Genomic DNA, 22,384 nt, shown 5'->3' with positions numbered 1-22,384 from the left:
CAACCGTGGATGTAAAAAGCGACATCCACCCTACAATGAGTGCGTTCAGTCATGGCCCGTCTCCAACCAGCTCAGCGGTGCAATATCGCCGTGTGTAAGCCCCAGCGTGTCCAGCGCCTGTTGCCAGTCCTGCAGACGCCTGTCGTCCAGAACTCCACCGGGCGGGGCCGGCAGCAACCAGATTCGCGTGGCGGCAGCGCAGCGTGATAGCTCGCCGATCAGCGCCAGGGTGCCGCGATCCGGCGAACGGCGTGGATCGCAGGCGATCAGCAGGCGCTGTGCAGGCTCCCGCGTGAGGTGTTCAAGCAAGCGTCGGCGCTGCTCGCGATCATCCAGCACACCGGCATTGGCGATGCCGCTGGGCAGTGGGGGCGGCCAGTCGCGGTTCGGCTCCAGTTCGATGGCCACCAGCACCGCGCCTTCGCCCTCTACAGGCTGAATGCCGCTATCGGGCTTATGCAGATGGGCGGGTGCTGCATCCTGAATGCCGAGGCGCTCGCTGGCCGGTTGCAGGCGTTCACGCAGCAGGCGGTAGGCCGGCAGTTGCAGATCCAGGCACAGCGCCGAGTGTCCGCTACGCCAGCGCCACAGGCAGAACAGCGCGAGCAGCAGGCGCGGCAGCAGGCCGTAGATCAGCACCACGCCCACCAGCCAGCCGGCCCAGCTTTGGCGGGCGCTGTCGAAGTCGTTGGCGAGGGTTCCGCTGGCGCGAATCTGCCCGATGTCCGGCATGCTGAAACCGAGCAGCGCAGGCAGCGCGCCGAGGCCCTGGGTCAGCCCGACAAAGGCGTTTTCACCGAGGATGGTGGTTTCCCAGACAAAGCCGTAGCGACGGGTGGCCAGCAGGGCCAGCAGCGTCAACAGAGCACTGAGCATCGCCAGCGACCACAGGCCATGCACGCTCAGCCCCAGCAGCCAGCGACCGAGTCGGCGCTGTTGCAGCACGGCCAGCAGCGCCGGCGCCAGCTGTACGGCGCGTGCATCGCGGGCGAGTTTTTCGCTGAGCCACAGCCATAGCCGGCCCAGCGCGCCGCCGCTGTCGCCGGCGAAGAAAAAGCCCAGCAGCCAGCCCAGCAGCATCAGCAGGTTCAGTCCGAGCAGGCTGCCCAGCGCCCAGAACACATTGACCGGACGTGCCCCGTCCCCCAGCGCCGCCCAGGCCAGGCCCGCACCGCTGAGCAGCGCGAACAGCAGCAGTGCCAAAGCCGCCAGCCGAGCGCCCTGGCGCCAGTGTTGCAGCGCCTCGACCAGCCCGTCGCGGCGGGCCAGCCAGAGTGCGCGGCGTTCGATCAGCTGATGCAGTTCGCCGCCCTCGGCGCGTGCCCTGCGATTGGCCTCGTCGTCGTCCAGCGGACCGGCATGTTCTTCGCGCAGGCGCACGGCTTCGGTCAGCCAGAGGCGGTCGAGGGAGGTAAGCGTTGGTGGGAGATGGGCGGTCACACGTTATCTCGGTCGTGAAAGCAGCTGTGAGAATACCTTCTGCCGGGCCAATGCGGAAAAGTCGCCGCTGACGGTCGCTTCGGCCCTCTGTTATTCTCGCGACCATGAATCAGACCTCTCTTCCCCTCGCGATGATCGCCGCACTGGCGGAAAACCACGTCATCGGACTCGACAACAAAATGCCCTGGCATCTGCCGGCGGATCTCAAGCACTTCAAGGCGATGACCCTCGGCAAGCCGATCATCATGGGTCGCAAGACCTGGGATTCACTCGGTCGCCCGCTGCCGGGGCGCTTGAATCTGGTGGTCAGCCGGCAGCCTGGGCTGCAGCTCGAAGGTGCGGAAACCTTTACCAGCCTGGATGACGCCTTGCAGCGTGCCGAAGCCTGGGCGCGGGAACAGGGTGCGGACGAGATCATGCTGATCGGCGGTGCGCAGCTCTACACCCAGGCATTGGACCGCGCCCAGCGCCTGTATCTGACGCGGATCGAAGCCAGCCCTCAAGGCGATGCCTTTTTCCCACAGTTCGATGAAACCCGCTGGCAGCGCATCGATAGCCAGGCGCATCCGGCTTCCGGCGAGGCGCCGGCGTATCGTTTCGAAACCTGGCAGCGCGGCTGATCGACTTTCAGTTCAGTCGAGGCGAATCAGTTCGGCCTGGGCATCACCGTCTTCCAGTCGTAGCAGTGCCACGCTGATGGGCAGCCGGAAGCGTCGCGGGCCGGCGCTGCCGGGGTTGATATAGAGCACGCCGTCGCGCCTTTCGATGCACGGCTGGTGCGAATGGCCGGCGATCACCACATTGATGCCGGCAACGACCGGATCGACGTCCAACTCCTTGAGATCGTGCAACACATGCAGGCGCAGGCCGTCGATGCGCAGGTCCAGGCGCTCGGGCAATGCCTGTGCCCAGTCTGCCGTGTCGATATTGCCGCGAATCACATCCAGCGGTGCGAGCGCGCTCAAGCCATCCAGCACCGCCGCCTTGCCAATATCGCCGGCGTGAATGATGCGCGCGCAGCCTTGCAAAGCGGCCAGCGCCTCGGGGCGAAGCAAGCCGTGGGTGTCGGAGATCAGGCCGATGTGCATGGATGTCTGCCTTGGGGGCGAAAGCCTTTTTGACTGCGCTCAGCGCCCCAGGTTTGGCCGCGCTGGCGATCAGGCTTCTGAGTGGTCAGGTGACTCCGGCAAAAACCAGTTCATCACCAGCGCGCAGATCCCGCCGGTGGCCACACCTGACTCCAGCACGCTGCGCAGGCCGGCTGGCATGTGCGCGAGAAATTCCGGCACTTGCGAGAAGCCCAGGCCAAGGGCCAGCGATACCGAAATGATCAACAGCGCGCGGCGATCCAGCTGGATGCCGGCGAGGATGTTGATGCCCGCCGCTGCGACAGCACCGAACATCACCAGCGCGGCGCCACCCAGGACCGGCTCGGGCACCGCCTGCAGCACGCCGGCCACTGCCGGGAACAGGCCAAGGATGACCAGCATGGCGGCCAGCCACATGCCGATGTAGCGGCTGGCGATGCCGGTGAGCTGGATGATGCCGTTGTTCTGCGCGAACACTGAACTGGGGAATGTATTGAAGAAACCCGCCAGCAGCGAGTTGGCGCCGTTGACCAGTACGCCGCCCTTGATCCGTTGCATCCACAGCGGGCCTTCCACCGGCTCGCGGGAAATCTTGCTGGTGGCGGTGACGTCGCCGATGGCCTCCAGCGAGGTCACCAGATAAATCACTACCATCGGAATGAACAGGCTCCAGGACCAGCCCAGGCCAAAATGCAGTGGCATCGGCACCTGGAACAGCTCGGCTTCGCGCATGCCGGTGAAATCCAGACGACCCATGTATGCGGCCAGCGCATAGCCGATGGCCAGGGCAATGACGATGGCGCAGCTGCGCATCCAGACCACCGGCAGGCGGTTGAGCACGACGATGGCGCCCAGCACCACGCCGGACAGCAGCAGATTCTCGCCATTGGCGAAGGTGCCGTTGCCCATGGCTGCGTAGCCACCGCCCATGCTGATCAGGCCGACCTTGATCAGGGTGAGGCCGATCATCAGCACCACGATGCCGGTGACCAGCGGTGTGATCAGGCGCTTGATGAACGGCAGGACGCGCGATACACCCATTTCGATGAAGGAACCTGCGATGACCACGCCGAAAATCGCCGCCATCACCGCTTCCACCGGCGTGCCTTGGCCGACCATCAACACGCCGCCGGCGATCAACGGGCCAACGAAATTGAAGCTGGTGCCCTGCACGATCAGCAGCCCTGCACCGAACGGACCGAAGCGCTTGCACTGCACGAAGGTGGCGATGCCGGAAATCACCAGCGACATCGAGACGATGATATTGGTATCGCGTGGCGATACGCCGATGGCCTGACAGATCAAAAGACCTGGGGTGACGATGGGCACGATGATCGCCAGCAGATGCTGCAGCGCGGCGAGGAAGGCGACCCAGGGGCGCGGACGGTCGTTGAGCCCGTAGACCAGTTCGTCCGGCGTTTCGGGGGCGGTGTGATTCTCGAGAGCGCTCATGGCCGGCCTTTCAGCAAAAGAGCGCGATTCTACTGACCAGGATGCGCCGCGGACAGTGGCAGGTGCTGTCATGGCTCCCATTGCGCACCCGGCGGCATTGATACAGGCACTACAATCACCGAAACCCAGCCGAGGATACCCCGAATGAAAATTGTCGTTGCAATAACACTGCTGTCGCTCGTCACCGGCTTGGCCCACGCCCAGGAAAGCTGTGCCAGCAAGGAGGCAGACATCCTGCGCCAGCTGGAGCACGCCCGTGAACAGGGCAATGCCGGACGCATTGGTGGACTGGAAACCGCGCTCGGCAAGGTTCGCGAGCATTGCACGGATGAAGGGCTACAGACCGAACGGCAGGAAGAGATCGACGAAGCGCGTGAGGAAGTCCGCGAACGTGAAGCCGATCTGCAGGAGGCGTTGCGTGATGGTGATTCGAAGAAGATCGAAAAGCGCGAGCGCAAACTGGCCGAAGCCAGGGAAGCGTTACGCGAGATATTGAAGGACTAGGTGTTTGGTCCCGTTTTGCTGCGTTCTCGACGCAACCCAGCCCTTCGGGTTGCGTTTCTCCTGAGTGAAAGGCATTACCGGGCTGAACTTCTTCGGCCCTTGACCCGGCCTCTATGGCTTCGGCGCTCGGCGTGACGGTACCGGCAGCGCGAACCGTATAAAACCGTGCCCGCCTCTATGAGGCGGGCACGGTTTTTGTCGGATTGGGGTCGACCCTTAACCGCTGCTCGGAACTGCCGTTGTCACTTTGGCGCGCGGTGTCTTCGGAGTTTTCCGTGAGGAAGCGCCGTGATCATCGCTGCTCACTACCGGCACTTCGTTGCCTTGGGCATCGAAGAGCTTGCCGTCGCGGAAATGGTCGCCGTCGTGCAGCACGGCGATGTCCTGATAGCGCAGGGTGCGCTCGCTGGCGGCGGCGAATACTGACTGCTGATCCGAGTTGCCTGCGGTCAGGTGATTGAAGAGCAGGTTGAGCAGGATTGCCATGATCGCCGCCGAGCTGATGCCGGAGTGGAAGATGGTCTCGAACCAGGCGGGGAAGTGATGGTAGAAGCTCGGTGCGGCGATGGGGATCATGCCGAAGCCGATGGAGGTGGCGACGATGATCAGGTTCATGTTGTTGCGGTAGTCGACCTGCGCCAGGGTGCGGATTCCCGCAGCGGCCACGGTGCCGAACAGCACGACGCCGGCGCCACCGAGCACTGCAGTGGGGACGGCGGCTACCAGGCGACCCATCACCGGCAGCAGGCCGAGCGTCACCAGAATCAGGCCGGCGCTGGCCACCACGTAACGGCTCTTGATGCCGGTGACGGCCACCAGGCCTACGTTCTGGGCGAAGGCGCTCTGGGTGAAGGAGCCGAAGATCGGGGCGAACACGCTGGAGATCATGTCTGCCCGCAGGCCGTCGCCCAGTCGCTTGGAGTCGACCTTGGTGTCGATGATTTCACCGACGGCGAGGATGTCGGCGGAGGTTTCCACCAGGGTGACGATGACCACGATCAGCATCGACAGGATCGCCGCAAACTGGAATACCGGCGCGCCAAAATGCAGGGGCGAGGGCATGGCCACCACCGGGCCTTCCAGTACGCCGGAGAAATCGGCCATGCCGAAGAACACTGCGGCCAGGGTGCCGATCACCATGGCCAGGAGAATCGACAGGCGAGAAATGGTGGAGCTGCCGAGTTTGCTCAGCAATAGCACGCAGGCGAGCGTGAAGCCTGCCAGGCCGATGTTGGCCATGCTGCCGAAGTCGGGTGCCTGGCTGTTACCGCCCATGGCCCAGCGTGCGGCGACGGGCATCAGGGTCAGGCCGATGGTAGTGATGACGATCCCGGTTACCAGCGGTGGGAAAAACTTGGTGATGCGGGAAAACACCGGTGTGATCAGCAGGCCGATCAGCGAGGCGGCAATCACCGCGCCGAACACCACCGGCAGGCCGCCAGCGCCGTCGTTGCCGATGATCGCGATCATGGTTGCCACACCCGCGAAGGATACGCCCTGCACCAGCGGCAGCTGACAGCCGAAGAACGGCAGGCCCAGCGTCTGCAGCAAGGTGGCTGCGCCGCCGGCGAACAGCGAGGCGGCGATCAGCAGGCCGATTTCGGCGGGCGACAGACCCGCTGCCTGTCCGACGATCAGAGGCACCGCAACGATGCCTCCGTACATGGTCAGCACATGTTGCAGGCCATAGGCCAGGTTGGCACCGACGCCGAGGTTCTCGTCCTCTGGACGCTTCTCCGAAGGGGTACTTGCGGATGAGACTGTCATGGTGAGCTTTCTCGCTGTTGTTCTTGTTCCAGACAATGTAGACAAAAACGCGGTGTATTTACCAGCGTTTTGTATACACTGTAGATTGTTGAGAACATTCAGCGAATTGCGGTGATTGCTGTCTAAAAAGTGTTGTTTGTCGGCTAATTTCAAAAAATAAGTTTTTGCTTATTTTTGATTTCTGACGAAATGCAGGAAAGAAAGAGCGTGTTTCTGTGGGCATTCTGGCACGCAAGGCGGACCCGGTAAGGGCCGTTTGCAGGGAAATCTGGCAGGGGAAGGGCGATAGAAAATCTGTTCCGTGGAGTGCTGGAGTTCAGGGCGCCGAACCGGACCATAAACAGCGGGCCCGGCATATGCCGGGCCCGGAGTGAAGCAGGGAGCTGGGGTCAGCCGTCCAGCAGCGCCTTGTTGCGCACCGCGCCCTTGTCGGCGCTGGTGGCGAGCAGGGCGTAGGCCTTGAGCGCAGTGGAGACCTTGCGCGCGCGCGGTTGTGCCGGCTTCCAGCCCAGCTTGTCCTGCTCGATGCGGCGGTGGGACAGCTCTTCATCGCTGACTTGCAGCTGAATGCTGCGGTTGGGAATGTCGATCAGCACCTTGTCACCGTCACGCACCAGACCGATGGCGCCGCCGGCAGCGGCTTCCGGCGAGGCGTGGCCGATGGACAGGCCCGAGGTGCCGCCGGAGAAGCGACCGTCGGTGAGCAGTGCGCATTCCGCGCCCAGCCCCTTGGATTTCAGGTAGCTGGTCGGGTAAAGCATTTCCTGCATGCCCGGACCCCCTTTCGGGCCTTCGTAGCGAATGATGACGATATCGCCCGGCTTCACTTCGTCGGCAAGGATGCCCTTCACGGCGCTGTCCTGGCTCTCGTAGATCTTTGCCGTGCCTTCGAACACGTGGATGGACTCGTCCACGCCGGCGGTCTTCACCACGCAGCCGTCCAGGGCGATGTTGCCGTAGAGCACGGCCAGGCCGCCTTCCTGGGAATAGGCGTGTTCGACGGAGCGGATGCAGCCATTTTCACGGTCGTCGTCCAGGCTGTCCCAACGGGTCGCCTGGCTGAACGCCGTCTGCGTCGGGATGCCTGCCGGCCCGGCCTTGAAGAAGGTGTGTACGGCTTCGTCCGTGGTTTGGGTGATGTCCCACTGGGCGATGCCTTCAGCCAGGGTCTTGCTGTGTACGGTGGGCACGTCGGTGTGCAGCAGGCCGCCACGGGCCAGTTCGCCAAGGATGGAGTAGATGCCGCCGGCGCGGTGCACGTCTTCCATGTGGTACTTCTGGATGTTCGGCGCCACCTTGCACAGTTGCGGCACCTTGCGCGACAGCGCGTCGATGGCGCGCAGGTCGAAGTCCACCTCGCCTTCCTGGGCGGCGGCCAGCAGATGCAGGATGGTGTTGGTGGAGCCGCCCATGGCGATGTCCAGGGTCATGGCGTTCTCGAACGCCTTGATGTTGGCGATGTTGCGCGGCAGTACCGACTCGTCGCCTTCAGCGTAGTAGCGCTTGCACAGCTCGACGGCGACGCGACCGGCACGCAGGAACAGCTGCTCGCGGTCGGCGTGGGTGGCCAGCATCGAACCGTTGCCCGGCAGGGCCAGGCCCAGGGCTTCCATCAGGCAGTTCATCGAGTTGGCGGTGAACATGCCGGAGCAACTGCCGCAGGTCGGGCAGGCGCTGCGCTCGTATTCGGCGACGGTTTCGTCCGAACAGCTGTCGTCGGCGGCGACGACCATAGCGTCGACCAGGTCCAGGCCGTGGGCTGCCAGTTTGGTCTTGCCGGCTTCCATCGGTCCGCCGGAGACGAACACCACCGGGATGTTCAGGCGCAGGGCGGCCATCAACATGCCGGGGGTGATCTTGTCGCAGTTGGAGATGCAGACGATGGCGTCGGCGCAGTGGGCGTTGACCATGTATTCGACCGAGTCGGCAATGATCTCGCGGCTCGGCAGCGAATAGAGCATGCCGTCGTGGCCCATGGCGATGCCGTCATCGACCGCGATGGTGTTGAATTCCTTGGCCACGCCGCCGGCCTTCTCGATCTCGCGGGCGACCAGCTGGCCCATGTCCTTCAGGTGCACGTGGCCAGGTACGAACTGGGTGAAGGAGTTGGCGATGGCGATGATCGGCTTCTTGAAGTCTTCGTCCTTCATCCCGGTGGCACGCCACAGGGCGCGGGCGCCAGCCATGTTGCGACCGTGGGTGGAGGTTTTCGAGCGGTAATCGGGCATGAGGGATTCCTGCGGCTGATCGGCTAATCGAGTGGTGCTTATGGTGAGCGTCATCTGTACCGCGTGCAACGGCAGGTGGCTGTGCTGGCGCAGGGGCTGGAACGAGGCGGATATCGCTCGTGCGGCCCGGCTCACGGGCCCGCCGGGGTGGTGGCGAGGAATGGCCCGATTCTACGCGCGGCGGCGGGGGTGGGGAAGGCTGATGGTCAGATGCTGCGGTTATCGGTGTGAGGGGGGTGGAAAACCTTCACGGCTTTCCACGGGATGTCGCTTTTTTATACCCACCGCCCGCAATGTCATCAGCTGTTCGGCAGGATCCGGCAGGTCAGGCTCTTGATGTAGCGGGTTTCTGGAATCGCCGGGTGCACTGGATGATCCGGGCCCTGGCCGCCGCGTTCGAGCAGCTGGATATTGCGGTCCAGATGGCGGGCGCTGCCGAGCAGGATGTTTTGCAGGTCGTCTTCAGGCAAGTGCATCGAACAGCTGGCGCTGACCAGGATGCCGTCCTTGTTGAGCAGGCGCATCGCGGCCTCGTTGAGGCGGCGGTAGGCGGCTTCGCCGTTCTTCAGGTCCTTCTTGCGCTTGATGAAGGCCGGCGGGTCGGTGAGGACCACGTCGAAGCGTTCCTCGGAGTTCTTCAGCTCCTTCATGGCCTCGAAGACATCGCCCTCAATGCAGGTCATCTTCTCCGCCACGCCGTTGAGTGCGGCATTGCGCTCGACGCCGTCGAGGGCAAAGGCCGAGGCGTCGACGCAGAACACTTCGCTGGCGCCGAACACGGCTGCCTGAACACCCCAGCCGCCGATGTAGCTGAACAGGTCGAGCACGCGCTTGCCTTTGACATAGGGCGCCAGGCGCGCGCGATTCATGCGGTGGTCGTAGAACCAGCCGGTCTTCTGACCCTGCAGTACCGGTGCCTGAAACTTCACGCCGTTCTCTTCCAGGTCGAGCCATTCCGGCACTACCCCAAAGGCGGTATCGACATAACGCTCCAGGCCCTCGGCATCACGCGCGGCGGAGTCGTTCTTCCACAGCACGCCGCGCGGCTTGATTACCTGCACCAGGGCTTCCAGCACAGCGTCCCTGTTGCGCTCCATCGTCGCCGAGGCCAGCTGTACCACCAGATGATCGTGGAAACGATCCACCACCAGCCCCGGCAGCAGATCGGAGTCGCCATAGATCAGGCGGTAGCAGGGTTGATCGAACAGGCGCTCGCGCAGGCTCAGTGCGACCTGAATGCGATGCACCAGTAGCGATTTGTCCAGGCTGTGCTTGAGATCGCGCGACAGCAGCCGCGCGCAGATCAGGTTGTTCGGTGACACCCCGACGATACCTAGCGGCTTGCCGCCCGCAGCTTCGAGAATGGCCTGATCGCCAGCAGCAAAACCGGAGAGCGGCGTGGCAGCAGTGTCCACCTCGTTGCTGTAGACCCACAGATGACCGGCGCGCAGGCGGCGATCGGCGTTGGCTTTGAGGCGCAGGCTGGGCAGGGTCATCGGCGGGGCTCCGGTAAAGGGCGCGATTAAAGCAGCGGCAAGCGGCACGCCACAAGCGGAAGCCTGGAAAAAACGAGGCGCCGTCGCCCACGCGTGGCCTGCTTTAGTGTGTAATGCAGGTCTTGCAGGTGCAATTCACTTGAAATCCGACCCTGTTGTTGGACAAGGTCCGTCCCTTGTTTTTCGTTGTGGCTTTGTGTCGTCGCGCTTTTGCCGGGTCTTACCATGGCCACTGAGCTGACCGACGAGCAGATCCGCTACGTACTGCAGGGCATCAGTGTGCCGCTGCAGCCACAAATCATGGTCGACCGGCAGATGCAGCAGGTCATGCCCGAGCCTGATCTGCGCACCATGGCCAAGCTGATCAGCCAGGACCCAAGGCTTGCCGGCGGGTTGCTGAAAGCGGTCAATTCACCGTTCTTCGGCCTGGCGAACCGCATCGCCTCCATCCAGCAGGCGGTCAACCTGCTGGGCTGCAATTCGGTGATCAACCTGATCAATGCACAATCGATCCGGGGTGAGATGAGCAACGATACCATCCTCGCCCTCTATCGTTTTTGGATACCGCGCAAGACGTCGCCATGACCTGCTTGACGCTGGCCAAGAGCATCGGCATCGAGAGCCGGCTGTTCAAGACCAATCATGCGGTGGTCGGCTGCTATATCGCCAGGTCGTGGAAGCTGCCGCTGCCGCTGCCGCTGCCGCTGCCGCTGCCGCTGTGCGAGCACATCTGCGCATGTCACCGAGTGTTGGGCGGGCAGCCGGAGGGCCACGAGTGTTGCGGTATCGGGCGCGTCGAGCGGTGCGCCAAGTATCTGCTGATCGCGACGGTGGCCAGCGCCTTGCCGCTGGCCACCGCCCGGGACGCCCGGCTGAAACAGGCTGGGAGGGGTTGGTCGTCACACCCACTCGTTGCTGTAGACGCCACCGGTGGCCAGCGTGCAGACGGGTCAGCGTTGGCTGCGCAGGAACCAGGGATATAATCGGCGGCCTGTAGCGAAATTTTATGCGGGTGAAACCACCCGAAACTGGGCTGAAACACCCGCTCAAGGTTGTGTATTTATATATAAGTCCAATTAAAACAGTGGTTTATAAGTTGGCATGTATATCGCTATGGAAACATTGAGAGGGCAGTGACCACATACGGTCTGGTCGCGGCCAAACCAATGGAGATCGACATGGCCTTATTGCACTACTGGAACATGGGGGTTCATCGCTCTGATGTCCTCATGCAGAGAGCGTTCTATGGACTCAGGCCCTTCTATGAGTTCCTCTCTGCCACCAAGAGCTACATGGAGACGGATGCTGCCGTACTGCGACTGGCCTGGGCTCCCGGTTCTGCGCCTGAACGGGAGCGGAAAAAGACTGCTCAAGCCAACAAACAAAACAGGCACAAGCCGGTAGCGGATGCTGGGTTCTGGGTCGCCCTGGAGGAGCCGAAGGATCGGCGCAATGAGCCGGAGTCAACCTTCCGCGACTTCATGGATGAAAACGTCAGGGAGGTTTTTGAGTTGGCCTGCGACGAGGATGGGCAGCCGCTCAGGATGGGGCGTGGCGGCACGCTGTCCTTTGCTCGAGAGTGTCAGATCCGGGTGCTGGATCGTGATCCGGAAACCAGCCAGTTGCAGTTGGAGCGCCTTCCTGAAGCGGGGTTCCAGCTCCTGCTGCGTCCGAACACCCTGACGCTGAAGCGGCAGATTGATGCCTTGCAGGCGCTGCAGGACCAGCCTGCCTCTGCGCAGCGCCCATTGCTGAGGCTGTTGGAGGCTTCCAGCCATGCCCGTTGGCCAGACTTCGAGCCTCGTTACATCGCCGATGCTGACTGGAAGGTGCTGACCGATGTCGCACGGCCCGGAACTGACGAGCAGCGCGAGTTTGTGGCGATAGCCATGGAAACACCGGATTTCGCCTTGCTGGAGGGGCCTCCGGGCTCAGGCAAGACCACGGCGATCTGCGAGCTGATTCTGCAGTTGGCTGGAGAGGGTAAGCGAGTGCTGCTGTGCGCCTCTACCCATGTGGCGGTGGACAATGTGCTTGAGCGCCTGATGGATGAGCGCAATGTCCATCGTGACTTGGTGATTCCAGTTCGGGTGGGTGATCGGAGTAATGTTTCCGAGAAGGCCAGTGGCTGGCAGCTGGAGCGTTTCATCAAGACCGAGCGTGAGCGGCTGTTGCGTGCCCTGCAGGGGCAGCGCTCGCGCACGGGCTCGCAACAGGAACTGCTGGATGCCATTCAGCATGGCAACACGGCGATTGAGCGCATGGTGCTGGACTCGGCCAATCTGGTGTGTGGCACCACCATTGGCATCCTGCAGCATCCGGACATCAAGGACAGTTCGCGTACTTCGCCGCTGTTCGATGTGCTGATTCTCGATGAGGCCTCGAAAACCACCTTCCAGGAGTTCATGGTGCCGGCCATGCTGGCCAGGCGCTGGGTGATCGTCGGTGATCCCAAGCAGTTGTCGCCCTATGTGGACGACACCGCAATGGCCGTCAATGTCCAGGCCTGCATGCCGGAGGCTGCTGCGCGCAATGCCTGCGTCGATGTCTTTGTCGCGGGACACCCCTCCGGCAAGAAGCGTCGTGTGATGGCCGTAGCCCTGGATACGGAGACTGCGAGTGAGCGCTATCGGGTGCAGGCTCAGGCGCTTGGGGTCGCGCTTGCGGATGCGGGGAGCACTGGCGAGCTGTGGCGAGCTGAGATTGTCATCGGCACCCATGAGCAGTTGGAGCATCGCTCTGTCGAGCTGCCACTGGATCTTGCCCATGTGCGTGCCCCGGCGGCTGCACTGGATCAGATGCAGCGTCAGGCATCTGCCTGGCGTGGTCATCAGGACTGTTCTCGCGAGGCGCTGCCGGACTGGGCCAACGAGCTGGGCTGGCGCATGGCACGATTGTACGAGCAGCGTTTTGCCGCACAGCCAGGTGAAGAGGGCCAGCAAAAGCGGACTACTGCGCAGCGGCTGAATGATGAGATCCAGCGGCTGCTACCCGTGGAAGGGGTTGTTGGCTCGGTCGAGAAAGCGCAGGACAAGATCGAGCAAGTACGGCGGATTGCCCTGCCCTCCATTCTGGAGTCGCTGTGCGAAGGTTTTGGCCGGGGGCAACGGGAGCGGGATGGCAGCGCGCTGACCGATGGGCTGCCGAAGGAGGCGCTGGCGCAACGCAAGGTGCTGCTGAGTACCCAGCATCGCATGCATCCAGAGATTGCCAAGTTCTCGCACCAGCATGTCTACGGGTGCGAGGCACTATTCAGTCCGGTGGATATGGCTGCAAAGCGCGCCTGGAGTTTTCAGCGCCATGACCATCGTTCGATATGGCTGGACGTGAAGGGGCGCTTCAATGGCCAGGCCAATGCCAACCGGGATGAAGCGGTTGCTGTGATCGATGAGTTGCGCCAGTTCGAGCGCTGGGCAGCGCAGCACCCGCGGGAGGATGGGCAACCCTGGGAGGTGGCGGTGCTCACCTTCTATCGAGGTCAGGAGCGCGAGGTGCGCAATCATCTGCGGCGCTGGAGCCAGCAGCCTCATGCGATGCGCCACTTTCATCGTGGCGACAGGCAGCGACCGTATCTGGCCATAGAGCTGTGCACGGTGGATCGATTTCAGGGGCACGAGGCCGATCTGGTCATTCTGAGCATTGCCAGCCGCCATGCGACCAGTTTTCTGGAAAGCCCCAACCGACTGAATGTGGCGCTCACCCGGGCACGCTATCAACGGATCATCGTCGGGGATCGTCATGCCATGTTGCGGGCCGAAAACAGCCTGCTTGGCCGATTGGCCAAGGACGAGCCTTGGGAAAAGTACATCAGCGAGCGTAACGCCTCATGACAACGAGCAACACCATTTTTACTCCCCGTATCCAGCTGGAGCGGGATATCCAGGTGCAGTGCTACCGGGTCATCGGTGAGGTGGCGAAAGCCGGCAAGCGCTCCGAGCTGATGACCATACTGCAGCGCGCTGCCGAGCAGGGCGAGCGTGGCACCGATGCCAGAGATATTGCCTGTCATCTGCTGTTCGACGAGCAGTCCCGCACGGTGGTGGGTCAGCGGCTGCTGCAGATCGCCGAAGCCTATCGCCTGCTGGAGAAGCACGAGCGCAGCTACATCCTGACCGACAGTGGTCGCGTGGCCTTGCAGTCCGGTCAGGTATTCATCCCTGAGGCGGGAGTCTGGACAGTCTGGGCCAGTGACGATCCATTGCTGGACTATCCGGTGCTGAGGGTCGAGCCGTGGCGGGAGCCTGCTGCGCGCGAGGAGGTGCGGGGCAAGGCCAACCAGGAGCAGCGTCAACCTGAAGAGCTGCCCGGCTGGTTGAAACGATGTATTGGTCACTCAGGCAAACCTGCTGCCGCTGCAGGCAACGCCCTGCGACTCGACAGGCTGGAGGCGAAGGGCGAAAAGGTCGATGCCGACAGTCAGCTGCGGATGAGCTGGGATATCAGTGCCGGCACTCTGCATCTCAAGGGCAGTTGCGTTCAGGCGTCGGTGGATACCGTGCTGCCGGCTCCTCGGCTGACGGCTGCGCAGGCGTGGCAGCAACTGCTGGAGCAGCAGCGACTATGGGGCAGCTGGGATCAGGTTCTGTCCGCTCTGCAGGTCAGCTTCGCTGAGACCGAGCCGAGCGAGCGTGAGCCGATGCAGCGTGTATTGCGAATCTCTCAGCCACAGCTCAAGGGATTGGGGGCGTTCAGGGCGACAGAGATTCGCCAGGTGCCACTGCTGGCAGCCTCTTTTGAGGATGCCGAGGAATGGGCGGAGTGGCGGTTGATTGAGCGCGTCAGGGATTACGCCACTTGTGAGCGTTTTGCCACCTGGCAGCAGGAGGCCACAGCCCCATTCACTGAATTTGATCTGACCATGCCCGAGCGAGCCGAGCTGGCTCAGGCGGTGCTGGATGATGAGTCCGAGAGGCAGGCCGCTCAAGACTGGTACCTGCTGGCCGCTGAAGACTGGAGCCTGTAATGAACAGCAAGATTGATATTTCCAGCTGGGAAAAGCACTGCAGCCTCGTCGAGAGCCTGCGCGAGGTTGAATTACCACCAGTCTGGATCACTGCCGGTCGCCAGCGTTCGCGTGTTGAGCAGGGAGACTTCCTGTTCGAGTCCGGTCGCCAGCGTGTCATGGCCAGCCATGCCGTATCTCTGCTGGAGCGTGCCGAGTATGTGGCTGTTATTTCCAGCTTCCTGCTGGCCGATCAGACCATTGAAGACGCTATTGTCGAGGCTGCCGGGCGAGGCGTACGGGTTTACATCCTGCTGGCCTCCGAAGCTCGCCTTGGCCGCGAGGCAGGGGATGGAGAGTTCGAGCGTAAGGTATTGGAACAGCACAAGGCCATGCTCAATCGACTGGCTGGTCATGCCCTGTTCCGCTCGGCTTCGCATTTCCATGCCAAGGTCGTGCTTGCCGACCCCTTCGAGGATCTGGAGTCGCAGGGCATGCTGCTGACTGCCAACCTCACCACGGAGGCGCTGGAGCGTAACGAGGAGCTGGGTGTGCAGTTGCACCGCGATGAGGTGCTGGAAATGGCCAGCTACCTGCGCTGGGCAATGTGGGAGTCTGCCGAGCATGAAATGGTCGACCCCAGGGATCGTTTCAGGGCCGTGAAGCCGCTGGGTAAGGTGAAACACCCTGCAGCTACGACAGCCATCGTCGCAACCACAGCCGGCAGCAATACTCTGCGCCAGGAGGTTGTGCGCCTGATTCGCGAGGCTCGTGAGCAGATCATCGTCAGCAGCTTCGGATGGGATGCCGAGCACGAGGTGGTCAAGCTGTTGTGCGCCAGGGCGCAGGCTGGCTTGCAGGTGATCGTGCTGGCGCGGGTGCGTCCTGCAGCCATGCCGGCGCTGATTGCGCTGGCCAAGGCCGGTGCCGCCGTATATGCCTTCAACTGGCTGCATGCCAAGGCCATCTGGACGGATCGCCGGCAGGGACTGCTGATGTCAGCGAACCTGCAACAGAATGGCCTTGACGAGGGATTCGAGCTAGGTCTGTGCCTGCATGATGGGCGCGTTGCCGAGTTGCATGAGCGCCTGCAGGGCTGGATCGAGACTGCGCCCTGGGTATTGAAAGTGGATGCCCAGCTGGGAGCCGTCAGTGGTAAGGCCAGGTTATGGAATGGCAAGGAGCTTCGCGAGGTCGATGTCCGGCTGAAGCGCGGTATCGATTTGGGCAGTGTGGATGCTGCCAGTGCCGAACTCCTGGAGGCCAGGCAACCGGCTGTACCGAAATCCGATCCGCTGCAGGAGCCTGTGCATGAGGTTCACCACCACTGGGTCATCAAGGCGCCACGCCTGCATGCCAGGGCGCAGGAGCAATACCGACCGCAGCCCGAGACGGAGTCTGATAAGGCCGGCAAGCAGGGCAAGAAGGACAGGCAGCCTTCCGCAAAGGTGCCCTACAGTCCGCCGGTTTATCGTCAGCCACAGGGGGAGCTGGTCGTCGCCATCACCGATGCCAGCCAGATGGCGGCAGCCCGCAAGGTGCTGGTAGAGGTCAAGGCCAGCAGGATTGTGGTCAAGGGAGAGCACTGATGAAGCAGCAGGGCGTACTGCTTTGCTGGCATGCCCAGCGAGCAGGCATTGATGTACTCAGGCAGGCTTTGACCCGGCTAGGTGAAAGGGGAGTGGAAATCGGGCGTGTGCTGTATCTGGTGCAGCCCGACCGCTATGACGATCCGCCATCCAGTCTGCAGGGTGCAAGCATCGATGCGATCCGGATACGATTGGTCGATCCGACGAATCATCGGGAAGTGTATGGGCAGGTGTGCAGTCAGGTGCTTCCGGAGCTCCACCGGCTGGAGGGAATGCTGCACATCAACCTCTCACCGGGCACCCCGGCCATGCACAGCATCTGGCTGTTGCTGCATGCCGGTGGGCGTCTTCCAGCAGATACCAGGCTGTGGTCAACCCAGTTTGTCTCCGAAGCCAACGAAACCCGGCTGGATGCCGTGGACTTCGAGATTTCGACCTATCTGAGCGAGATCCAGCGCCATGCTCAGCTCAGGCCGGACGATGCAACCTATGTCCCTGATGCGCGTTCCGCCGCGCGACGGGCAGCCATGGAGCGGCTGCGTAGATATGCGGGCGTTGCGGGGGCTCCCCTGCTGGTCCTTGGCGAGCGAGGCACTGGCAAGACCCGCCTGGTGGAGTCCTTTATTGCTGTGCTGAAGGGACGCGCAAAGGTGGTTACTGTGCCCTGTGGCGGGCTGGATTCCTCTCTGGCTGAGAGTCTGTTGTTCGGCCACAGCAAGGGGGCCTTTACCGGAGCGGCTACCAAGCGCCTCGGGCTGCTGGCAGAGGCTGACAAGGGCATCCTGTTTCTGGATGAGGTGCAGGACCTGCCGGCTACCATCCAGCGCAAGCTGGTGCGGGTGTTTCAGGATCGGCATCGTCGTTACCGTCCGTTGGGCAGCGACAGGGAAGAAAGTGTCGATGTCGAGCTGGTTTGTGCTTCCAACTTGCCGGAGGCCGAACTTCGCAAGCGACTGGACGCGGATCTTTACGACCGGCTGAGCCATCTGACAGTGACCGTGCCCCCTTTGCGCGAGTGCCGGGAGGATCTGAAAGATGACTGGCACAGGGTATGGCAAGAGTTGCGCCAGACTGATGAGTTGCCGGAGCAAGCCCCTTGGTCTTCGAAGTTGCAGCAAGAGCTGCGGTGCCAACCATTGGCCGGCAACATGCGTGACTTGCAGAAGCTGGCGCTGCTGTGCATGGCCTGGCAATCACCGGGGGATGCTGGACACGGGTTGGATCGTGCGCTGGATGAGTGGCTGGAGTCTGGCCCCATGGATACTCCACAGGTTGCATATGGCGAAGGTTCGCGCACGGAGCGCCTTCACTGGTTCCGCCACCAGCTTGCACAATGGGCTAAAGAGCATTACGGCACTTGGGCGCGTGCGGCAAAGGCTCTGGGCTGTGACGAGAAAACTTTGAGAGAGGATATGAAGCAGGGGCAGGAGACCGATACCTGACCCTGCTTGCCACCCTGCTTGCCACCCTGCGCCGTCTGCGGCAGGCTTGCCGGCCTCGGATCTCTGCCGGTGACCACCATGCCCGAACTTCCTGAAGTCGAAACCACCCGTCGCGGTATCGAACCGCATCTTGTCGGCCAGCGTGTCAGCCGCGTGATCGTGCGTGAGCGGCGGCTGCGCTGGCCGATCCCGGAGGACCTTGACGTGCGCCTGTCCGGCCAGCGTATCGAGGCGGTCGAGCGACGGGCCAAGTACCTGTTGATCAAGGCCGAAGTGGGCACGCTGATCGCTCATCTGGGGATGTCCGGCAGCCTGCGGCTGGTGGACGGCGAGCTTGTGGCGGGCAAGCACGAGCACGTCGATATCGTTCTGGAGTCGGGTCTGGCGCTGCGCTACACCGATCCGCGGCGCTTCGGTGCGCTGCTCTGGAGCGACGACCCGCTCAGCCACAAGCTGTTGGCCAGTCTCGGCCCGGAGCCACTGGGTGATGCTTTTGACGGCGACCGGCTGTTCCGCCTGTCGCGTGGGCGCAGCATGGCGATCAAGCCGTTCATCATGGATAACGCCGTGGTGGTCGGGGTTGGCAACATCTACGCCAGTGAGGCGTTGTTCGCCGCCGGCATCGACCCACGTCGCGCCGCCGGTGCGGTGTCGCGGGCGCGCTATCTGAAACTGGCGCTGGAAATCAGGCGCATCCTTGCTTACGCCATCGAGCGCGGAGGCACCACGCTGCGCGATTTCGTCGGTGGCGATGGCAAGCCGGGCTATTTTCAGCAGGAGCTTTTCGTTTACGGACGAGGCGGTGAGTTCTGCAAGACCTGTGGTTCGACCCTGCGCGAAACCCGGCTGGGGCAGCGCGCCAGCGTCCATTGCCTCCGCTGTCAGCGTTAAACGCGACCTGTATCAACACTGCAGGCATTGACGGCGTTCACGATCAGCAGGCGGTGGCCGCTGCTATAGTGACCGGCACGACAATAAACTGCCCCGTTTCGCCCAGTTGAAGGATCACACCATGAAAGTGTTTCGCTCCACTGCCGTTGTCCTGACTCTGACTACCGGCCTGCTGGCGATGCCGGCTCATGCCCAATCGGCGCACCAGAATGCCAGCGGCGACCCGATGTATACCGTCGAGGCGCCCAAGGCCTTTTCAATCGTCGGCGACCTGCTGATCGCACGGCCCCTGCTGATTGCTGCAACCGTCATCGGAGCGGGTGTGTTTGTTGTCAGTCTGCCGTTCTCTGCCATGGGCGGCGGCATCAAGGAAACCGGACACGCCCTGGTGGTCGAGCCTGGCGCTGCGGCTTTTGCCCGTTGCCTGGGCTGCACCCGCGTCGGTTACAACCGCCAGGACTGATCCGCGCGCTCCACAAAGGTCGGGGGTGCAAGGGCTTCCGGCCTGCGTGTGCTTGGCGTAGGCTTCGTCGCCCTTAATCTGCGAGCGAAGCCGGAAAACGTGTCCAGTCGATTTCTCAAACTCTCTATACCCGTTCTTGGGTTGCTGGTCCTATCCTGGTCATTCTGGTCCAGCCAGGGCTGGTTGCAGCTTTGCGCCGGCCTGGCGCTGTTCCTGTTCGGCATGCAGTGCCTGGAAGAGGGCTTGCGTGAGCTTGCCGGCGGCAAGCTGGAAGCGCTGCTGGGGCGAAGCACCTCGACACCCGGCAAGGCGCTGTTGTTCGGCATCGGCGGCACCATGCTGTTGCAGTCCACCACGCTGGTTTCGCTGCTGACCATTGCCTTTATCAGTACCGGGTTGATCCAGCTGGCGGGTGGCATTGCCGTTCTGTTCGGCGCCAATCTGGGTGCCAGCTTCGGTATCTGGTTGCTGGCCCTGGCCGGACAGAACATTAGCCTCAGTCCGCTGGCGCTGCCGCTGCTGGTGTTCGGCGTGCTGGCCGGCTTCAACGGGCCCAAGAGCCGGGCGGCTGGGCGCATCGTGCTGGGTATTGCCTTTATCTTTCTGGGTATCGACGGCATCAAGGAGGGCTTCGATGCCTTCGGTGCCGGCATGGATCTGACCGAATACCGGGCCGACGGCCTGAGCGGGCAACTGCTGTTCGTGGCCGTGGGAGCCGTGCTGACCATGGTGCTGCAGTCCAGCCACGCCACCCTGATGCTGACGCTGGCGGCTCTGGCCAGCGGTCAGGTGGATCTGGCTCAGAGCCTGGCGATCGCCATCGGCGCCAACGTCGGTACTGCCGTGACGACGGGGCTGGTGGGGGCGCTGAGCGGCAATCGAAGTGGCCAGCGTCTGGCACTGGTGCATGTGCTGTTCAACGTGGGTACGGCGCTGGTGACGTTTGCCTTGCTCCAGCCGCTGAACTGGCTGGTGCTGTGGGCGAGTGGCCTGGTGGGGTTGGGCGGCAACAGCCTGCTGCAACTGGCCCTGTTCCATACCCTGTTCAATGCATTTGGCGTGTTGCTGTTCTGGTTCTGGCAGGAACGCCTGGCCATTCTGCTGCTGCGCTGGTTGCCTGAGCCGGAGGAGCCTCAGGTTCTGATTGCCGAGCTGGTTGTTCCCGAACAACAACTGGAGATGACCTCGACGCGTGCCCGTTACCTCGAAGAGGAAGCGCTGGATTCGGTGGATGCCGCCGCCAGTGCGGTGACGCGCGAGCTGCGTCATCTGGGGCGCCTGAGCATGGAGGTGATCTGTCATGCGCTCTATCTGCCGGTGGAGCAGCTTGAGCCGGTGCCTATTGACGAGCATCTGCTGCACGCGCCGCCGGATGCCCATGCGCTGGATGCCGATGTGCTCTATCAGCGCCACATCAAGGGTGTGTACAGCGACCTGTTGAGCTTCATGGGCAGAATGCATTTGCCGCAGGATGAGGCGCATCAGACGTTCTGGATGAACTGCCAGGTCGTTTCGCTGCAGCTGGTGGATGCGGTCAAGGATGCCAAGCACCTGCAGAAGAACCTCGGTCACTACCTGCGTCAGGACGAATCGATCGTGCGCAAGAGCTACGTCGAGCTGCGTCGCCACCTGCTGGAGACCTTGCGCGAGTTGCGCGCACTGCACCGGTCCGAGCTGCCTGAAACCCTGTGGCGTGAACGGCTGCAATGGCTGGATGACCGTGCCGCCGGTTTCGATGGCGAGTTCCGCAAGCGCCTCTTCATGGCGGTGCGCAACAAACAACTCGATGGTCTGCAGACCAGCTCGCTGATGAACGATCTGGGTTATGCCAGCCGCATCATTCAGAGCTTGCGCAACGCGCTGCTGCTGGGTGCGGGGGAGGAGCTGACGCGACTGCTGCAAAATGAAGACGACCAGGACGAGTCGCTGATTCTGGGCGTCTGACGCGAGACTGGAGTGCCTTTTCAGGCGCTCCAGGCGGAAACGGCAAGAGCGGGATCAGGCCTTGCCGGTAATGATCAGATACTTCTGCATCAGCTCATCTTTGCTCTCGACGTTGTTCGCATCGAGCGGAATGCAGTCTACCGGGCAGACCTGCTGGCACTGGGGCTCGTCGTAGTGGCCGACGCATTCGGTACACAGGTTGGGGTCGATGACGTAGATTTCCTCACCCTGGGAAATGGCGCTGTTCGGGCACTCGGGCTCGCACACATCGCAGTTGATGCAGTCATCGGTGATTATCAGGGACATCTGTTAACTCCAGCGGCGGCGCGGGCCGCAGATTACCAGGAACGATGCGCCAATTTTGCCGCAGCAGCCCGCTCGGCGCACGCTGCGGTTGTCGCGGGCGGATTCACTTGCTGGCGTAACGTTCCGCCAGTGCCTTCACGACCGAAGGGTGAACGAACTTGGAGACATCGCCATCGAGCCGGGCGATTTCACGTACCAGGGTCGAGGAAATGTAGGAGAACTTCTCGGACGGGGTGAGGAACAGGCTCTCCACATCCGGTACCAGCTGGCGATTCATGTTGGCCAGCTGGAACTCGTATTCGAAGTCCGAAACCGCCCGCAGCCCGCGCAGAAGCACATTGGCTTTCTGTTCAACAACGAAATGTGCCAGCAGCGTGGAAAAGCCCAGTACCTTGACGTTGGGCAGATGCGCCGTGACTTCCTTGGCCAGTGCGACACGCTGTTCAAGCGGAAGCAGAGGATTCTTGTGCGGGCTGGCAGCAATCGCGATGATCACTTCGTCGAACAGGCGCGAGGCGCGTTCGATCAGGTCGGTATGACCCATGGTGATCGGATCGAAGGTTCCCGGATACAGCACTCGATTCATCGCGGCGTCCTGACGCATGCGTGGGGGGTGGATGGTAGCGGCTTGGTGTTGGCAGCGTAAAGCCTGAGTGGCCAAGTGGTATCTGATGGTGTGGCGAGTGTGTTTTCCGGCGACGAGTCGCGCAGGCTCTACGCGGGGGTGCTTATAGCGGGGCGGGTAGTCGAATCAATCCAGATATGACGGATAATTGACTATCTTTTTAGTGGCGCATAAAAATATTTAAAAAGTGACGATTATCTGGCGAAT

Annotated in this window: 17 protein-coding genes and 1 pseudogene; 10 read left to right on the top strand and 8 right to left on the bottom strand. The window is 62.4% G+C overall.

Annotation, left to right across the window (positions count from 1 at the left end; all coding sequences use genetic code 11):
• Window positions 1-45: 45 nt before the first annotated feature.
• A complete protein-coding gene (locus NAV32_RS06740) occupies window positions 46-1,440 on the bottom strand; it encodes a DUF2868 domain-containing protein (protein WP_256052029.1) in 1,395 nt (464 codons plus the stop codon).
• 104 nt (window positions 1,441-1,544) lie between these two features.
• On the opposite strand from NAV32_RS06740, the gene NAV32_RS06735 reads away from it, so the two are divergent.
• Window positions 1,545-2,060, top strand: a complete 516-nt coding sequence (locus NAV32_RS06735; protein ID WP_256052028.1) for a dihydrofolate reductase — start codon at window positions 1,545-1,547, stop codon at window positions 2,058-2,060.
• A 12-nt stretch (window positions 2,061-2,072) separates the two neighbouring features.
• Here the strand turns inward: NAV32_RS06735 and NAV32_RS06730 are convergent, their stop codons facing one another.
• Together NAV32_RS06730 and NAV32_RS06725 are read right to left on the bottom strand one after the other, a co-directional pair.
• Window positions 2,073-2,528, bottom strand: coding sequence for a metallophosphoesterase family protein (locus NAV32_RS06730; RefSeq protein WP_256052027.1), 456 nt, complete (start codon window positions 2,526-2,528; stop codon window positions 2,073-2,075).
• Window positions 2,529-2,597: 69 nt separating this feature from the next.
• Window positions 2,598-3,980, bottom strand: a complete 1,383-nt coding sequence (locus NAV32_RS06725; protein WP_256052026.1) for a nucleobase:cation symporter-2 family protein — start codon at window positions 3,978-3,980, stop codon at window positions 2,598-2,600.
• Window positions 3,981-4,124: 144 nt separating this feature from the next.
• On the opposite strand from NAV32_RS06725, the gene NAV32_RS06720 reads away from it, so the two are divergent.
• Entirely contained in the window at window positions 4,125-4,484 is a 360-nt protein-coding gene (locus tag NAV32_RS06720; protein ID WP_256052025.1) for a DUF1090 domain-containing protein, read from the top strand.
• 216 nt (window positions 4,485-4,700) lie between these two features.
• Here NAV32_RS06720 and NAV32_RS06715 read toward each other — a convergent pair whose 3' ends face one another.
• The 3 genes from NAV32_RS06715 to NAV32_RS06705 form a co-directional block, all read right to left on the bottom strand.
• A complete protein-coding gene (locus tag NAV32_RS06715) occupies window positions 4,701-6,251 on the bottom strand; it encodes a nucleobase:cation symporter-2 family protein (RefSeq protein ID WP_256052024.1) in 1,551 nt (516 codons plus the stop codon).
• Window positions 6,252-6,640: 389 nt separating this feature from the next.
• On the bottom strand, window positions 6,641-8,479 hold the full coding sequence (gene ilvD, locus NAV32_RS06710; protein WP_256052023.1) for a dihydroxy-acid dehydratase: 1,839 nt from the start codon (window positions 8,477-8,479) through the stop codon (window positions 6,641-6,643).
• Between the two features lie 299 nt (window positions 8,480-8,778).
• Entirely contained in the window at window positions 8,779-9,975 is a 1,197-nt protein-coding gene (locus NAV32_RS06705; protein WP_256052022.1) for a class I SAM-dependent rRNA methyltransferase, read from the bottom strand.
• Between the two features lie 225 nt (window positions 9,976-10,200).
• On the opposite strand from NAV32_RS06705, the pseudogene NAV32_RS06700 reads away from it, so the two are divergent.
• From NAV32_RS06700 to NAV32_RS06665, 8 genes and pseudogenes are all read left to right on the top strand, one after another.
• A pseudogene (locus NAV32_RS06700) lies at window positions 10,201-10,751 on the top strand (HDOD domain-containing protein); the annotation flags it as partial.
• Window positions 10,752-11,108: 357 nt separating this feature from the next.
• Window positions 11,109-13,805, top strand: a complete 2,697-nt coding sequence (locus tag NAV32_RS06695) for an AAA domain-containing protein (RefSeq protein ID WP_256052021.1) — start codon at window positions 11,109-11,111, stop codon at window positions 13,803-13,805.
• Window positions 13,802-14,938 (top strand): hypothetical protein, encoded by a 1,137-nt coding sequence (locus NAV32_RS06690; RefSeq protein ID WP_256052020.1) that lies wholly within the window; start codon window positions 13,802-13,804, stop codon window positions 14,936-14,938. Before NAV32_RS06695 ends, NAV32_RS06690 begins: the two co-directional genes overlap by 4 nt.
• Window positions 14,938-16,506, top strand: a complete 1,569-nt coding sequence (locus tag NAV32_RS06685; protein WP_256052019.1) for a phospholipase D-like domain-containing protein — start codon at window positions 14,938-14,940, stop codon at window positions 16,504-16,506. Before NAV32_RS06690 ends, NAV32_RS06685 begins: the two co-directional genes overlap by 1 nt.
• Window positions 16,506-17,948 (top strand): sigma-54-dependent transcriptional regulator, encoded by a 1,443-nt coding sequence (locus tag NAV32_RS06680; protein WP_256052018.1) that lies wholly within the window; start codon window positions 16,506-16,508, stop codon window positions 17,946-17,948. Before NAV32_RS06685 ends, NAV32_RS06680 begins: the two co-directional genes overlap by 1 nt.
• 78 nt (window positions 17,949-18,026) lie before the next feature.
• A complete protein-coding gene (gene mutM / locus NAV32_RS06675) occupies window positions 18,027-18,839 on the top strand; it encodes a bifunctional DNA-formamidopyrimidine glycosylase/DNA-(apurinic or apyrimidinic site) lyase (protein ID WP_256052017.1) in 813 nt (270 codons plus the stop codon).
• A gap of 121 nt (window positions 18,840-18,960) precedes the next feature.
• Window positions 18,961-19,302, top strand: coding sequence for a multidrug transporter (locus tag NAV32_RS06670; RefSeq protein ID WP_256052016.1), 342 nt, complete (start codon window positions 18,961-18,963; stop codon window positions 19,300-19,302).
• Between the two features lie 99 nt (window positions 19,303-19,401).
• The gene (locus NAV32_RS06665) at window positions 19,402-21,246 is read left to right on the top strand and encodes a Na/Pi cotransporter family protein (protein WP_256052015.1); all 1,845 of its coding nucleotides are present in this window, start codon (window positions 19,402-19,404) and stop codon (window positions 21,244-21,246) included.
• Window positions 21,247-21,300: 54 nt separating this feature from the next.
• Here the strand turns inward: NAV32_RS06665 and NAV32_RS06660 are convergent, their stop codons facing one another.
• A complete protein-coding gene (locus NAV32_RS06660; protein ID WP_021206077.1) occupies window positions 21,301-21,552 on the bottom strand; it encodes a YfhL family 4Fe-4S dicluster ferredoxin in 252 nt (83 codons plus the stop codon).
• 103 nt (window positions 21,553-21,655) lie between these two features.
• A complete protein-coding gene (gene coaD / locus NAV32_RS06655) occupies window positions 21,656-22,138 on the bottom strand; it encodes a pantetheine-phosphate adenylyltransferase (RefSeq protein WP_256052014.1) in 483 nt (160 codons plus the stop codon).
• Window positions 22,139-22,384: the final 246 nt, after the last annotated feature.

It is taken from the genome of Stutzerimonas stutzeri (genome assembly GCF_024448695.1).
Lineage (GTDB): Bacteria > Pseudomonadota > Gammaproteobacteria > Pseudomonadales > Pseudomonadaceae > Stutzerimonas > Stutzerimonas stutzeri_T.
The sequence above is the reverse complement of the archived record's forward strand: the minus strand, read 5'-3'. Positions and strand labels throughout refer to the sequence as shown.